13 protein-coding genes are annotated in these 13,886 nt (G+C 64.6%); 7 read left to right on the top strand and 6 right to left on the bottom strand.

Features of this window, described 5'->3' with window-relative positions; translation table 11 throughout:
• Nucleotides 1-155 precede the first annotated feature (155 nt).
• Entirely contained in the window at nucleotides 156-482 is a 327-nt protein-coding gene (locus JL811_RS15100) for a nuclear transport factor 2 family protein (protein WP_202689527.1), read from the top strand.
• 66 nt (nucleotides 483-548) lie between these two features.
• Here the strand turns inward: JL811_RS15100 and JL811_RS15095 are convergent, their stop codons facing one another.
• The 5 genes from JL811_RS15095 to JL811_RS15075 all read right to left on the bottom strand — a co-directional run bounded on the left by JL811_RS15095 (nucleotide 549) and on the right by JL811_RS15075 (nucleotide 5,616).
• A complete protein-coding gene (locus JL811_RS15095; protein ID WP_202689526.1) occupies nucleotides 549-1,769 on the bottom strand; it encodes an MFS transporter in 1,221 nt (406 codons plus the stop codon).
• Between the two features lie 101 nt (nucleotides 1,770-1,870).
• The gene (locus tag JL811_RS15090; RefSeq protein ID WP_202689525.1) at nucleotides 1,871-2,539 is read right to left on the bottom strand and encodes a TetR/AcrR family transcriptional regulator; all 669 of its coding nucleotides are present in this window, start codon (nucleotides 2,537-2,539) and stop codon (nucleotides 1,871-1,873) included.
• 143 nt (nucleotides 2,540-2,682) lie between these two features.
• Nucleotides 2,683-3,780, bottom strand: coding sequence for a TRAP transporter substrate-binding protein DctP (dctP, locus tag JL811_RS15085; protein WP_202689524.1), 1,098 nt, complete (start codon nucleotides 3,778-3,780; stop codon nucleotides 2,683-2,685).
• Between the two features lie 17 nt (nucleotides 3,781-3,797).
• A complete protein-coding gene (locus JL811_RS15080; protein WP_202689523.1) occupies nucleotides 3,798-5,123 on the bottom strand; it encodes a TRAP transporter large permease in 1,326 nt (441 codons plus the stop codon).
• Nucleotides 5,113-5,616 carry a TRAP transporter small permease subunit gene (locus JL811_RS15075; protein ID WP_202689522.1) on the bottom strand — a complete coding sequence of 168 codons (504 nt, stop codon included), beginning with the start codon at nucleotides 5,614-5,616 and terminating at the stop codon, nucleotides 5,113-5,115. The genes JL811_RS15080 and JL811_RS15075 overlap by 11 nt, the downstream gene beginning before the upstream one ends.
• Nucleotides 5,617-5,844: 228 nt before the next feature.
• Here JL811_RS15075 and JL811_RS15070 point away from each other — a divergent pair, with 228 nt between their 5' ends.
• From JL811_RS15070 to JL811_RS15060, 3 genes are all read left to right on the top strand, one after another.
• Nucleotides 5,845-7,539, top strand: coding sequence for an AMP-binding protein (locus tag JL811_RS15070; RefSeq protein WP_202689521.1), 1,695 nt, complete (start codon nucleotides 5,845-5,847; stop codon nucleotides 7,537-7,539).
• 259 nt (nucleotides 7,540-7,798) lie between these two features.
• Nucleotides 7,799-9,361 (top strand): acyl CoA:acetate/3-ketoacid CoA transferase, encoded by a 1,563-nt coding sequence (locus JL811_RS15065; protein ID WP_337924754.1) that lies wholly within the window; start codon nucleotides 7,799-7,801, stop codon nucleotides 9,359-9,361.
• Nucleotides 9,358-10,140, top strand: coding sequence for an enoyl-CoA hydratase-related protein (locus JL811_RS15060; protein WP_202689519.1), 783 nt, complete (start codon nucleotides 9,358-9,360; stop codon nucleotides 10,138-10,140). The genes JL811_RS15065 and JL811_RS15060 overlap by 4 nt, the downstream gene beginning before the upstream one ends.
• Nucleotides 10,141-10,184: 44 nt before the next feature.
• Here JL811_RS15060 and JL811_RS15055 read toward each other — a convergent pair whose 3' ends face one another.
• Nucleotides 10,185-10,679, bottom strand: a complete 495-nt coding sequence (locus tag JL811_RS15055; protein ID WP_202689518.1) for a MaoC family dehydratase — start codon at nucleotides 10,677-10,679, stop codon at nucleotides 10,185-10,187.
• A 139-nt stretch (nucleotides 10,680-10,818) separates the two neighbouring features.
• On the opposite strand from JL811_RS15055, the gene JL811_RS15050 reads away from it, so the two are divergent.
• Genes JL811_RS15050 through JL811_RS15040 form a run of 3 tightly spaced genes read left to right on the top strand, consistent with a single transcriptional unit; the run spans nucleotide 10,819 to nucleotide 13,886 of the window.
• Nucleotides 10,819-11,961, top strand: coding sequence for an acyl-CoA dehydrogenase family protein (locus JL811_RS15050; RefSeq protein ID WP_202689517.1), 1,143 nt, complete (start codon nucleotides 10,819-10,821; stop codon nucleotides 11,959-11,961).
• A complete protein-coding gene (locus JL811_RS15045; protein ID WP_202689516.1) occupies nucleotides 11,958-12,725 on the top strand; it encodes a 3-ketoacyl-ACP reductase in 768 nt (255 codons plus the stop codon). The genes JL811_RS15050 and JL811_RS15045 overlap by 4 nt, the downstream gene beginning before the upstream one ends.
• 12 nt (nucleotides 12,726-12,737) lie before the next feature.
• On the top strand, nucleotides 12,738-13,886 hold the full coding sequence (locus tag JL811_RS15040) for a dihydrodipicolinate synthase family protein (RefSeq protein ID WP_202689515.1): 1,149 nt from the start codon (nucleotides 12,738-12,740) through the stop codon (nucleotides 13,884-13,886).

Here is a 13,886-nt window from a genome sequence, read left to right as displayed (position 1 = left end):
CACCGAAGGCTGGTGGATGACCGGGCAGACCATTCTCGTCAATGGCGGCTACACCACCAAGTAACGTCCGACACTTAGGATCTGTGCCCATAGCGGCCCGGCCCGGTCCTGAAAAGGGGCCGGGTCATTTCCCTATTCAGCGAAAGCGCGATAAAATGACTACGATCGAAACTCCCGAAATTCTGACCCGCTTCGTCGATGCCGTGAACCGCGGCGATACCGAGGGCTTTCTGGCCTGTTTCACCGAGGATGGCGTGGTGAATGACTGGGGCCGTCCCTTTCACGGCCATGACGGCATCCGCCGCTGGTCGGATGGTGAATTCATCGGTGCCAAGGGCAAGCTGACCGTGCAGTCCACTGCCTTGCATGGCAATACTGTGGTGATGAAAGCCAATTGGGCTAGCCGCGTCTTTACCGGTGACAGCGTGTTCACCTTCACCCTGTCCGGTGGGCGCATCCGCGAAATGAAGATCACGGAATGACGGCCCCGCCGCCGGGTGGCAATATCAGCCCGGCGGCGGCACATCCGCCCCTCCAAGCCTGCGGTGTCAGCGCGCGCCCTGCGCCAGACGCCGCGCCTCGGGATGCGCGCGCAGGGCCAGCATCGCCCAGGTTCCGATCAGCGGCCCCGGCAGCAGGAACAGAAAGGCCCATTGCCAGCCGCCGATCAGCCCGACAAACAGCGGCAGCGCCCAGATCGCCACCACAGTCAGCGCGAAGCCGATCCCCATCTGCAAGGCCAGCGCCGTGCCGACAAAGGCGCTGTCGGCCAGTTCGGTGACGGCTGCGGAAAACTGGGCGCTGTCGCCGACCACGGTGATGCCCCAGATCACGGCCAAGAGCCCCAGCACAAGGGCCGGACCGTCGAAGAACAGCCCGATCAGCGCCGCACAGCCCCCCGATATCAGCATCATTCCCGCGCAGGTCAGGCAGCGCCCGATCCGGTCGGACAGCCAGCCGCCCAGCAGGCATCCCACCACGCCGGATGCGATCACGACAAAGCTGAACATCGAGGCGGATCCGAAGGGAAAGCTCTGCAACCCCGCCTCGGCGGCGGCGGCAAAGGCCACGATCCAGGCCCACATCGCATAAAGCTCCCACATATGGCCGAAATAGCCGATATTCGCCAGAAGCAGCGGCCGGTTGGAAAAGACGGCCAGCGCCTTGCGCGGGTCGAAGGTCGCCCGGCCAAACGGATGCGGCCCCTCGCGCAGCAGGGTGGCAAACATCAGCGCCGCGATCAGCGCCGAGGCCGAGGTGGCCCAGACCACCGCGCGCCAGTCCAGCCCCGATGTCATCGCCCGCGCCAGATGTGGCAGCGATGATCCCAGCGTCAGCGCGCCGATCAGAAACCCCAGGGCCAGCCCGCGGCCCTGCACGAACCATGTCGCCATCAGCTTGAGCGCGGGCGGATAGACCCCGGCCAGCGCCATGCCGGTCAGGAACCGCGCTGCAATCGCCCCCTCCGGCCCGGTAAAAAGCAGGGCTGAATTGGCCAGTGCGGCCAGCAGCGCCGAGGCGGTCATCAGCCGGTGCATGGCAACCCTGTCAGGCAGATTGATCAGTGAGGCCCCGATGGCCCCGACCACGAAACCGACCTGCACCGCATTGGTCATCCATGCGGCCTGCGCGGGCGACAGGCGCCAGTCCACGATCAGGGCGGGCAGGATCGCTGTGGCCGAAAACCATGTCGCCAGCACAGCGACGACACCGGTGCAGAGGATCGCCAGCATCCGCCAGCGCAGGGCGGCCCATGCCCCGCCCGTCATGCGCGCGGCCTGTGGGTGTTGTTCCCGGCGCCGGGGCCGCTGGTCTTTGTCATCGCCTTGTCCCTGCCGCAGTTCCGGCCTGCGCCGTCCCCCGGCAGGGGTCAGGCCGCGACCAGCCGCAGCACCGTGTCTATATTGAAGTTCAGCCGTTCGGCCAGTGCCTCATTCGTCATGAAATCGCGCTCAAACAGGATGGCGCCGGTAAAGCGGTTGGTCAGATAGTAATATCCGATGGCGGCGATGGTGATGTTCAGTTGCACCGCATCGACATCCTTGCGGAACACGCCATCATCCACGCCGCGGTCAAGGATCGTCCTGACCATGGACACGAATTTGCGGCTGTAATCCATCACCACCTCGGATTTCTTCAGATGCCGGGCGCGATGCAGGTTCTCGCTGTTGACCAGCGTGATGAATTCCGGGTTCTTCAGATAGTATTCCCATGTGAAGCGCACCAGACGTTCCAGCGCCGCCCTTGGGCCCAGATGGTCGAGATTGAGCTTCTGTTCGGCGGTGCGGATGTCGATATAGGCGTTTTCCAGAACGGTCTGAAACAAGCCCTCTTTCGATCCGAAATAGTGATAGATCATGCGCTTGTTGGCGCGGGCCTTTTCCGCGATGAGATCGACACGCGCCCCGCCCAGTCCGTTTTTCGCGAATTCGCGCTTGGCCGCCAGCAGGATCCGCGCCCGCGTCGCCTCGGCATCGCGGATGCGCGGCTTCGGGGGGGCTGCCGCCTGTGCCGTCTTTGCATCGTCCGTCTTGCCCATGGCCTGCCCCTGCCGGTTTGCACTTTAATACCAGAATTTTGATTACACGTCCTCCGCGCTGCACGTCAAAGCGGTAAAGACGGCTGCCGAACGGAAAACCCGCCCGGACATGCCGGGCGGGCTGATCCCCTGAAAACGGGGGTTTAGCGGTTGGCGCAGTCGCGCAGCGTCTCGATGCTGGGACCGTCGGGCGTGCGGCCCAGATTGAACGGGGCCGAGGCATCGCGCCAGTTGGCGTAGTTTTCCAGATACTCCATCTGGCTCAGATAGACCTTGGCCGAAAGCGGGTTTTCGCAGGCCACGGTCTCGATGGTGGCATTGGCCATGGTCTGGATCTGGGCGAGGGTTTCATCATCCATGCGGGTGATGGTGGTGCCATGCTCCTTGAACTGCAGATAGGATTGCGTTGCACGGTGTTCGGTGAAGGCCAGCGACCAGAGCATCGTCGCATCGGCGGCAATGCGCAGACGCTGCTGGGTTTCCGGGCTCAGTGCATCCCATGCGGCCTGATTAATCATCACGCCGAAGACCGATGAGGACTGGTGCCAGCCCGGCGTCGCCCAATGGGTCGTCACCTGCTGGAAACCACCCGACCAGTCGACATTCGGGGTCGAGAATTCGGCACCGTCGATCACACCGCGTTCCAGCGCCTGATAGATTTCCCCCCCGGCCATGGAGACCTGACTGCCGCCAAGCTCGGTCAGCAGGCGGCCCTGTTCCAGCCCCGACAGACGCAGCCGCATGCCTTGCAGATCGGCGGTGGACTCAATCGCCTTGTTGGTGCGGAACCCGGATTCGTTATTGGTCACGCCGTATGGCAGATAGACCATGCCGAATTTGCCATAGACCTCATTATACAGTTCAGCGCCGCCCCATTGCTGGATCCAGTTCACATAATCGACGGCGTTGAACAGGCTGGCATGGGTGGACAGCGGCGAAAAGGCCGTGTCGCGCCCGGCCCAGTATCCGGGCCAGTCCGCCCCGGCCTGAATGGTGCCGGATTCGACCGCGCCGAACACCTCACCCGCCGGAACCAGCGCGCCGCCATCGAACAGTTCGATGGTCAGATCGCCCGTGGTCAGCGCATTGGCCAGTTCGACGAATTTGCGGTCCATCTCGATCAGTTCCAGCGAGGCGGGCCAGACGGTCGTCATGGTCCATTGCTGCTGTGCCATGGCGGGCGTTGCCAGCCCCGCCGTCGCAAGGCCGAGTGCGGCCATTGTCGTGATCCTGAGTGTCATGCGGTTCCTCCTCCGTTTTAGTTGCTTCGATAAAGGGTGTCGGGCAGCCAGGTCACCAGCTGCGGAAAGAAGGCGATGGTCAGCGCCATCAGGACGATCAGCCCGATGAAGGGCAGCACCCCCAGCACGATGTCGCCATAGGTCACATCCTTCGGGGCCAGCGCGCGCATGTAAAACAGCGCATAACCGAAGGGCGGTGTCAGGAATGAGGTCTGCAGCACCACAGCCATCAGCACCACGAACCACAGCGGATCCACCCCCATTTCCTGCACGATGGGCAGGAAGATCGGGAAGGACAGCAGCACGATCCCGGTCCAGTCCAGAAACATGCCAAGGATGAAGATCAGGAACATCATCACCGCGATCAGCATCCAGGGTTCCATATCCAGCGCGCGCATCAGGTTCTGCGTCGCGCGCAGACCGCCGGTGATGTTGAAGACGCCCGTAAAGGCCGTGGCGCCGACGACGATGAACAGGATCATCGCCGAGGTCAGCGCGGTTTCGCGCAGCGCACTGACAAAGGTCGCCCATTGGAAGCGCCGCCGCGCGATCACGATCAGCAGCGCCAGCACCGCGCCCACGGCCGAGGCCTCGGTCGCGGTGGCGATGCCCATCAGCATCGTGCCCAGTATGCCGAAGATCAGCACCAGCGGCGGCAGCGCCTCAAGCAGCAGCATCCGAAGAAGTGCGCCGCGCGTGATATGTTCCTCCAGCCGCACGGCGGGCGCCAGATCAGGTCGGAAAAAGGCGACCGCAGCAACGTAAAGCCCGTAGCAGAGGCCCAGCAGGATGCCCGGCACCATGGCCCCGGCAAAAAGCTCGCCGACCGAGATGCCGGAATTCGACGACATCAGGATCAGCATGATCGAGGGCGGGATCAGGATGCCCAGACAGCCCGAGGCCGCGATCAGCCCTGTGCTAAGCTGTTTCGAATAGCCGTATTGCAGCATGGGTTTCAGCGCCATCACCCCCATCACGGTGATCGAGGCCCCGATGATGCCGGTGGTCGCAGCCAGCAGGATCGAGATCAGTACGACCGCCAGCCCCAGCCCGCCGGTGACCCGCGCCAGCATCAACCGCAGCGATTCGAACATACGGTCGGTCACGCCGCTGTCTGACAGGAACCGGGCCATCAGCACGAAAAGCGGAATCGCGATCAGAACGTAATTGTCCAGCACATCGCCATAGATGCGGTTGATGACAATGCCCAGAACCTGCGGCTTGCCCGCGATCAGCGCACCCAGCACGGCCGTTCCGCCCAGAACGAAGGCCAGCGGATGGCCCATGAACAGGCCAAGGACCAGCAGCCCCGCCATGATGAGTGCGATCATCTCACCGGTCATTGGTGGTCTCCCCGGTGCGGTTCAGCAGCAGTTTCAGGAATTCCGAGATCCCTTGCAGCAGCAGCAGCACCGCCGCCACGGCCATGGCGATCTTGAACGGATAGACCGGCATCTGGATCGCGCCATAGGTGGTTTCCCCCTGCGCCCAGGCACGCGCCGCGAAAAGATAGCTTTGATGCGTGAAGACCCACGCGAAGGGAAAGAAGAACAGCAAATACCCTGCCATTTCGGCAATCCGGCGGGGGCTGGGCCGCAGCGCCGAAGTGACCAGATCGACCCGCACATGCGACTGATGGCGCAGCGCATAGCCACCCAGCAGAATGAAGTAGAAGCCGAACAGACCCTTGGTCAGATCAAAGGCCCAGAGCGTCGGCGCGTTGAAGACATAGCGCAGCACGACATCATAGATGATGAGCGCCGCAAAGATGACGGCGACCCATGCGACAACTTTCCCGACAACCTCATTGAGGCCGTCGACCAGACGGAACAACATTCGGCTATCCTCCCGTGACATGGGTTTGTCCCATGCTCTGCCCCTGACTATCCGTGCCCGGCCCCGGCCCTGTCAACGCCGCAATTGTCCTGCCGGACAAGAATTGAACAGTTGTTCAGCTTATGGCAGTCTCGGCGCAGGATGTTTCGGGCCGGGCAGGCCTTGGGACAGGCTGCGCAATTCGGGAATCGGGCGTTTCGCCGGGGGGCGGGACGCGGGGGGAAAGACATGCTGCCATCTGCCGACAGCTATGCCGTGCTGGGCCGGACCTTCCGCTGGGACGTGCCTGACAGCTACAATATCGGGGTCGATGTCTGTGACCGCTGGGCGGCGGTTGATCCCGACCGGTTGGCGCTGATCGAGGCGGGTGAGGATGGCAGGGGCCCCGAAACCCGCACCAGTTTCGGCCAGTTGCGGGATCTGTCGAACCGCTTTGCCAATGTGTTGGCAGGCTTCGGTCTGGGGTCGGGGCAAGACACCGATGCGGCGGGCGACCGGGTGGCGATTCTGCTGAGCCAGCGACGGGAAACGGCGCTGGCCCATATCGGGGCCTTCAAGGCGGGATGCGTCTCACTGCCGCTGTTCACGCTGTTCGGACCCGAGGCTTTGCTGCACCGGTTGCGCGACAGCGGGGCGCGGGTTCTGGTCACTGACCGCGCCAGCCTGCCGCGCCTTGCCGGGATCCGGGACGATTTGCCCGCGCTGGAGCATATCCTTGTCGTGGATGGTCTGGCGGGCGCACCCCACATGCCGGGACTGGTCGATTTCGCGGCGGCGATGGAGGGGGCTTCGTCCGATTTCACGCCGGTTGATACGCTGGCCGATACGCCTGCGGTGCTGATCTACACCTCGGGCACGACGGGCAACCCCAAGGGCGCGCTGCATGGCCACCGGGTGCTGTTGGGGCATCTGCCGGGGGTCGAGATCAGCCATGATTTCCTCCCTGCCGAGGGGGATCTGTTCTGGACCCCGGCCGACTGGGCCTGGATCGGGGGGCTGTTCGATGTGCTGCTGCCCGCGCTGCATCATGGCATCGCGGTCGTGGCCTGCCGCTTCGGCAAATTCACCCCGCAGGCTGCCTGCGACCTGATGCGGCGTTTCGGCGTGCGCAATGCCTTTCTGCCGCCGACCGCGCTGAAGATGATGAAGGCCGACCCCTCCAGCCGTGACTGGGGGCTGCGCCTGCGCTCGGTCGCCTCGGGCGGTGAGACGCTGGGCAGCGAGTTGCTGGACTGGGGGAGGCAGGCGCTGGGCGTCACGATCAATGAATTTTACGGCCAGACCGAATGCAACATGATCGTCAGCGCCTGTGCAGCCCTTGAGCGGCCCGAACCGGGCATCATGGGTCGCCCCGTTCCGGGCCACCGGGTCGAGGTGATCGACCCCGCCACCGGCCTGCCGCAGCCCGACGGGGTGGAGGGCACGATTGCCGTGCTGTCCCCCGACCCCGTGATGTTTCTGGGTTATTGGCAGAACCCGGGCGCGACGGCGGCCAAATTCGTGACTGGCCCCACGGGGCGTTGGCTTTTGACCGGGGACCGGGCGGAGCGGCGGCCCGACGGGCGGCTGCGCTTTGTCGGGCGCGATGATGACGTGATATCCTCGGGCGGTTACCGGATCGGCCCGGCCGAGATCGAGGATTGTCTGATCGGTCATCCGGCAGTGCAGATGGCGGGCGTTGTCGGCCAACCTGATCCGCTGCGCGGTGAGATCGTCGCCGCCTTCATCCGGCTGGCCCCCGGTTTCGACCCCTCGGATGCGATCCGTGACGCCATTGCCGACCATGTCCGCACAAGGCTTGCCGCCTATGAATTTCCGCGCGCGATCCATTTCATCGACGAGATGCCCGCCACCACCACCGGCAAGACGATCCGCGCCCGCCTGCGCGAAATGGCAAAGGCGCTGGCGGTGGAGGGGCGCTGAAACCGGAATGGAGCGGCGGCCAGCCGTTCCTGCGCCACCTTCCGGCCCCACGTCCGCGGCCCGACTCTGACCCCGTTTCCAGTTCCCGCTCTTGGAACGCTGCGCCAAGGCGGCCTGAGGTCAGGCGTTGCCCTGCCTCCCCGTACCGCTTCTGCCGCGGCCCGGCGATTGAGACTTGATCTTGGTGCCGGATTCTCGCTAGTTTGATAACCGTTCAGTTACTTGATGCCAGCCCTGAAGGAGCGACCCTTTGTCGAAAGTGAAGACAGCCGCCGAGGCGGCACGCCTTGTTCTCGACGGGGCAACGGTTGCGGTGAATTCCTCATCAGGGTTGCTTTGTCCCGATGCGGTGCTCAAGGCTTTGGGGGAACGGTTTCTGGCCGAGGGCGCGCCGCGCAACCTGACCTCGATCCATCCGATCGCGGCGGGGGACATGTTCGGCACCAAGGGCGTGGACCATATCGCGCATAAGGGGATGCTGGCACGGGTCATCGGCGGATCCTACCCGTCAGGGCCGACCAATGCCGAACCGCCGCTGATCTGGCAGCGCATCCTTGCCGAGGATCTGGCGGCGTGGAACATCCCGTCGGGCATCCTGTTCGACATGCTGCGCGAAGGCGCGGCAAAGCGGCCCGGCGTCTTGACCAAGGTGGGGATGGACACATTTGTTGATCCCGAACAGGATGGCTGCGCGATGAATGACAGCGCGCGGAAAATCCCGCTCGCGCGGCGGGTGGAATTCGACGGTGAGACATGGCTGCATTTCCCGGCGATCCGGCCCGATGTCGCGATCATCCGCGCCAGCACCGCCGATGAGAACGGCAATCTGACCTATGAGATGGAGGGCGCCACGCTGGGCGCGATGGAAATGGCACTGGCGGCGCGCAATTCCGGCGGCATCGTCATCGCACAGGTGCGGCGCGTCGCGGCACAGGGCACGCTGCGCCCGCATGACGTGCGGGTGCCGGGCATCCTTGTCGATGTGATCGTCGAGGCGCCCGATGCACTGCAGACCACCGCAACCCCCTATGATCCGGCCATTTCGGGCGAATTGTTCCGCCCGATGTCCAGTTTCGAGACGCCCGATTTCAACCCCGCCAAGGTGATCGCCCGTCGTGTGGCGACCGAGTTGCAACCGGGCTGGGCGGTCAATATCGGCTTTGGCATCTCGGCCAATGTGCCGCGCATCCTGATCGAGGAAGGCCAGCATGGCCGCGTGACATGGGTGATCGAACAGGGTGCCGTGGGCGGCGTTCCCCTGCTGGATTTCAAGTTCGGCTGCGCGTCCAATGCCGAGGCTTTCGTCGCATCACCGCATCAGTTCATCTATTTTCAGGGCGGCGGCTTCGATTGCTCGCTGCTGTCCTTTCTTGAGATCGACGCCGAAGGTTCGGTCAATGTCAGCCGCCTGTCGGCCACCCCGCACCGGACGGCGGGGGCGGGGGGCTTTGTCGATATCACCTCCCGCGCGAAAAAGATCGTTTTCAGCGGCAATTTCAATGCGGGCGCGAAGATGCGCATCGAGGATGGCCGGCTGGTGATCGACAAGGAGGGGCGCATCCCGAAATTCGTGCCGAAGGTCGATCAGGTCAGCTTTTCGGGGCGGCGCGCGGTGATGCAGGGCCAGCACATCACCTATGTGACCGAGCGTTGCGTGATCCGCCTGATGCCCGAGGGGCTGACGGTGACCGAGATCGCGCCGGGAATGGATCTGCAGCGCGACATTCTGGACCAGTCCGCAACCCCGCTGCGCGTGTCACCCGACCTGCGCGAAATGGAGGCGCGGTTGTTCCGGCCCGAAGTGATGGGGCTGGCGCTGTGACCGATCCCCGGCTGGAATTGCAACTGGAGGGCGGGCTGGCGGTTCTGACGATCCGCCGCCCCGAAAAGCTCAACGCGCTGGATGCCGAAATGGTCGATGCGCTGATCCCGCTCTGCCGCCGGATCGAACGGTCGGATGCGGCGGTGGTGATCCTGACGGGTGAGGGGGACCGGTCCTTCTGCGCGGGGGGCGATATCGCGGCATGGTCGGGCAATTCGCCTCTGGATTTCGCGCGGCACTGGGTGCGTGACGGCCATGCCGCGTTTGACGCGCTGGCCCGGCTGCGCCAGCCGCTGATCGCGGTTCTGAACGGGCATTGTCTGGGTGGCGGGCTGGAACTGGCGGCCTGCGCCGATCTGCGCATTGCCGAGACGCATGTGAAGATCGGCCAGCCCGAACCGGCGCTTGGCGTCATTCCGGGCTGGTCGGGCACGCAACGCGCCGTTCGGCGCTTCGGCGTGCAGATGGTGCGGCGCATGGCGCTGTTTGGGGAAGTGTTCGGGGCAGAAGAGGCCGAAAGGCTGGGCCTTGTGGACCGGGTCGTTGCCAAGGGCGAAGGGATGGCAGCGGCAAGGGAAGTGGCACAGATTGTCCTGTCGCGATCACCGCGCGCCACGGAACTGACCAAGATGCTGATCAATGCCGCCGAGGGCGAAGAGGTCGGCCGGGTGCTGGAGTCCCTTGCTAGCGGCATCGCCGCCGCCTCGGACGATCTGACCGAGGGGCTGGCCGCCTTCCGCGAGAAACGTAAACCCCGCTTTCCGGGGCAGGGGACGTAACCGGACCAGCCGGAGGCGGCAGGGGGATCGCGCCGGGGCGCGGATCAGCGTCGCATCATCAGGGTGGTCTGGCCGGTCTGGACGACCTCATCGCGCTGGTTGCGGGCGGTGACCGCAAAGACCGCGATGCCGCGCTTGCCGTCGCTGGCAAGGCGTTTCGATTGCAGCCGGTATTCCGCCTGCAGGCTGTCGCCCAGCAGGACCGGCTTGCGAAACCCCATGTCCCAGTTCAGCGTGGCGATGGCCGACAGTTGCGCAGGCGCCTGATTTTTCAGCCCGTCGATCAGCGACAGCACCAGCAGCCCATGCGCCACCCGCGCCGGAAAGCCCAGTTCGCGCGCGGCTTCATCGCTCATATGCAATTCGAAACGGTCGCCGGAAAGATCGGCGAAGCGGTCCACCATATCGGCGGTGACGACCAGTTCGGCGGTGATGACATGGTCACCGGGCGCAAGACTGTCAAAGCCATGCATCCCGGGCGGAAGGCGCCGCCCCGGTTTGGGCGCTGCGGTTTCGCCTTTGTCGATCCGGGCTGTCATTCCATCCTCCGGAAGGTAACCATATGGTGCATTAATGGCGGCCAGATCCGTTTTCCGCAAGGCAAAAGCCGCGAAACGGACTTGACCGGCCGGATGCTGCAAGGATATGTAACCGAACAGTTACCAACCGGAGGGTGGAATGTTCCTGAGCGAGACCCAGCAGCAGGTGCGCGACATGGCCCGCGCCTTCGCCGATGATGTGATCCGCCCCGCCGCTGCGGATCTGGACCGCGATGCGCGCTTTCCTGACGAGATCTATGCGCAGATGGCCGATCTGGGTCTTTTTGGCATCGGCGTGCCCGAATCGATGGGCGGTCCCGGCTTTGATACGCTGACCTATGCCGTGGTGATGGAGGAATTGTCGCGCGGCTATGCCAGCGTTGCCGATCAATGCGGGCTGGTCGAACTGATCGCGTCACTTCTGGTGCGGCATGGCACGCCCGATCAACTGGCGCTTCTGCCCGGCATTCTGGCGATGCGGCAGAAGGTGGCCTATTGCATCACGGAACCCGAGGCCGGAACCGATGTGTCCGGCATCCGCAGCACTGCCACACGGGACGGGGCGGGCTGGCGGCTGACGGGCGGCAAAATCTGGATCCACAATGCGCCGGTTGCCGATCTGGGCTTCGTGCTGGCGCGGACCGATCCGCAGGCGGGCAATCGCGGCATGTCGATCTTCATCGTCGATCTGCATGCGGCGGGGGTCGGGCGCGGCCCCAAGGAGCGGAAGATGGGCCAATGCGCCAGCCCGGTCGGCGCGCTGAATTTTGACGATGTCCGTCTTGGCCCCGAGGCGCTGCTGGGGCAGGAGGGGCGCGGCTTTCACATGATGATGAGCGTTCTGGACAAGGGCCGCGTCGGCATCGGCGCGCTTGCGGTCGGCATCGGTCAGGCGGGGCTGGAGGCGGCACTGGACTATGCCGGAACGCGCAGGCAGTTCGGCAAGGACATCGCGGAATTTCAGGGCGTGCAATGGCTGCTGGCCGATATGGCCAAGGATATCGAGGCCGCGCGCCTGCTGGTCCATTCGGCGGCGGTGAAGCTGGATACCGGACAGGATGCGACGCGGGCCTGTTCGATGGCCAAATGCTTTGCCGGGGATATGGCGGTTGCGCGCACATCCGATGCGGTGCAGGTTTTCGGCGGGTCGGGCTATATCCGGGGGTTCGAGGTGGAAAGGCTCTATCGTGATGCGAAGATCTGCCAGATCTATGAAGGCACGAACCAGATTCAACGCATGATCATCGCGCGCGAATTGCTGCGCAAAGGTGCCCGGACATGAGGCCGGTCGCCCTTGTCACCGGATCGTCGCGCGGGATCGGCCTTGCCGCGGCCGAGGCGCTGGCGCGGGAGGGGTTTGCGATTGCCGTCAACGGGCCGGTTGCCGATGCCGACCTGTCGGCGGCGGCGGCGCGGATCGCCGATCTGGGCGTGCCGGTGGTTGAGGCCCCGTTCGACGTGACCGATATCGCAGGCCATGACGCCGCATTGGCCCGGATCGAAGCGGCACTGGGACCGCTGACAACGCTGGTCAACAATGCAGGCGTCGGCGTTCTCAGCCGGGGCGATCTGCTGGATGTGACCGAGGCAAGCTGGGACCGCTGCCTGAGCGTGAACAGCAAGGCCATGTTCTTTCTGTCGCAGGGCTTTGCCCGCCGCCTGCTGGCGCGGGACCGGCCCGGGGATCTGTTTCATTCCATCGTCAATGTCACCTCGGCCAATGCCGTGGCCGTGGCGGTGCAGCGGTCGGAATATTGCGCGTCCAAGGCGGCGGCGGCGATGGTGTCCAAGGCACTGGCCGTGCGGCTGGGGCCCGAGAATATTGCCGTCTATGACGTGCAACCCGGCCTGATCGCAACCGAGATGACCGCCCCGGTGATCGACAGCTATCGCACCCGCGCGGCGGCGGGGCTGACCCTGTTTCCCCGCGTCGGCGAGCCGGCCGAGGTTGGCGCGATCATTGCGGCGCTGGCCTCGGGGCGGCTGCCCTATACCACCGGACAGGCAATCTCGGCCGATGCCGGGATGCTGCTTCCCCGTTTCTGAAAGGTCTGAGACATGAAAATCGCCTTGCCGGACGATCAGGGCCGCCTGACCGATTACACCTTGCGCGGAACGCCGGTCGCGGCGGGCAGGCTGGGGCCGGATGCGGCGCGCAGTGTCTATTCGGCGGCGCATGTCGTGGCCGATCCCTTTACCGGCAATGACCCGTCGGGCGGCGCGACGGTCGACTGGGCGGCCACCATGACCTTTCGCCACCATCTGGCGGGTCTGGGGCTGGGGATTGCCGAGGCGATGGATACCGCGCAGCGTGGCATGGGGCTGGACTGGCCCGGCGCGCTGGAGCTGATCAGGCGCACGCGAGAGGAATTGCCCGATGCGGCGGTCGCCAATGGCTGCGGCACCGACCATCTGGACCCGTCAGCGGCCCGCAGCACCGATGACGTGATCCGCGCCTATCAGGAACAGCTTGAGGCGATCCAGAAACTGGATGCCCGCATCATCCTGATGGCCAGCCGCGCGCTGGCTCGCGTGGCGAAAGGCTCGCAGGATTACATCCGCGTCTATGACCGCATTCTGTCGGACTGCGACCATCCGGTGATCCTGCACTGGCTGGGCGACATGTTTGATCCGCAACTGGCGGGTTATTGGGGGCAGGACGACTTTGCGGACGCGATGGAGGTGGCGCTCGAGGTGATCCATCGCAACCGCGCCAAGGTTGAAGGCATCAAGATCAGCCTGCTTGACAAGGACAAGGAAATCATCATGCGCCGGCGTCTGCCCGAAGGCGTGAAGATGTATACCGGTGATGATTTCAACTATCCCGAACTGATCGAAGGGGACGATCAGGGGTTCAGCCATGCGCTCTTGGGCATTTTCGACCCGCTGGCCCCGGCGGCGGCCCATGCGGTGGGCCGGTTGGGGCAGGGCGATGTGGCGGAGTTCCGTGCCACGCTGGACCCGACCGTGCCGCTGGCGCGGCATATCTTCCGCGCGCCGACGCAGTATTACAAGACGGGCGTGGTATATCTCGCCTGGCTGAACGGGTTTCAGGATCATTTCATCATGCTGGGCGGGGCGCAGGCGATGCGGCCCTTGCCCTATTTCACCGAGACCTTCCGGCTGGCCGATGAATGCGGTCTGCTGCGCGATCCCGATCTGGCGGTGGCGCGGATGAAATCGCTGCTGGCGCTTTACGGGGTGTGA

Origin of the sequence: Szabonella alba (assembly GCF_016765775.1) — a bacterium.
Lineage (GTDB): Bacteria > Pseudomonadota > Alphaproteobacteria > Rhodobacterales > Rhodobacteraceae > Szabonella > Szabonella alba.
Note: the sequence above shows the minus strand (reverse complement) of the source record. Positions and strands in the feature narration are given on the sequence as shown.

Coding starts and splice junctions, on each gene's coding strand:
- JL811_RS15100 (WP_202689527.1), top strand. CDS start 156: ATGACTACGATCGAAACTCCCGAAATTCTGACCCGCTTCGTCGATGCC.
- JL811_RS15095 (WP_202689526.1), bottom strand. CDS start 1,769: ATGACGGGCGGGGCATGGGCCGCCCTGCGCTGGCGGATGCTGGCGATC.
- JL811_RS15090 (WP_202689525.1), bottom strand. CDS start 2,539: ATGGGCAAGACGGACGATGCAAAGACGGCACAGGCGGCAGCCCCCCCG.
- dctP (WP_202689524.1), bottom strand. CDS start 3,780: ATGACACTCAGGATCACGACAATGGCCGCACTCGGCCTTGCGACGGCG.
- JL811_RS15080 (WP_202689523.1), bottom strand. CDS start 5,123: ATGACCGGTGAGATGATCGCACTCATCATGGCGGGGCTGCTGGTCCTT.
- JL811_RS15075 (WP_202689522.1), bottom strand. CDS start 5,616: ATGTTGTTCCGTCTGGTCGACGGCCTCAATGAGGTTGTCGGGAAAGTT.
- JL811_RS15070 (WP_202689521.1), top strand. CDS start 5,845: ATGCTGCCATCTGCCGACAGCTATGCCGTGCTGGGCCGGACCTTCCGC.
- JL811_RS15055 (WP_202689518.1), bottom strand. CDS start 10,679: ATGACAGCCCGGATCGACAAAGGCGAAACCGCAGCGCCCAAACCGGGG.
- JL811_RS15050 (WP_202689517.1), top strand. CDS start 10,819: ATGTTCCTGAGCGAGACCCAGCAGCAGGTGCGCGACATGGCCCGCGCC.
- JL811_RS15045 (WP_202689516.1), top strand. CDS start 11,958: ATGAGGCCGGTCGCCCTTGTCACCGGATCGTCGCGCGGGATCGGCCTT.
- JL811_RS15040 (WP_202689515.1), top strand. CDS start 12,738: ATGAAAATCGCCTTGCCGGACGATCAGGGCCGCCTGACCGATTACACC.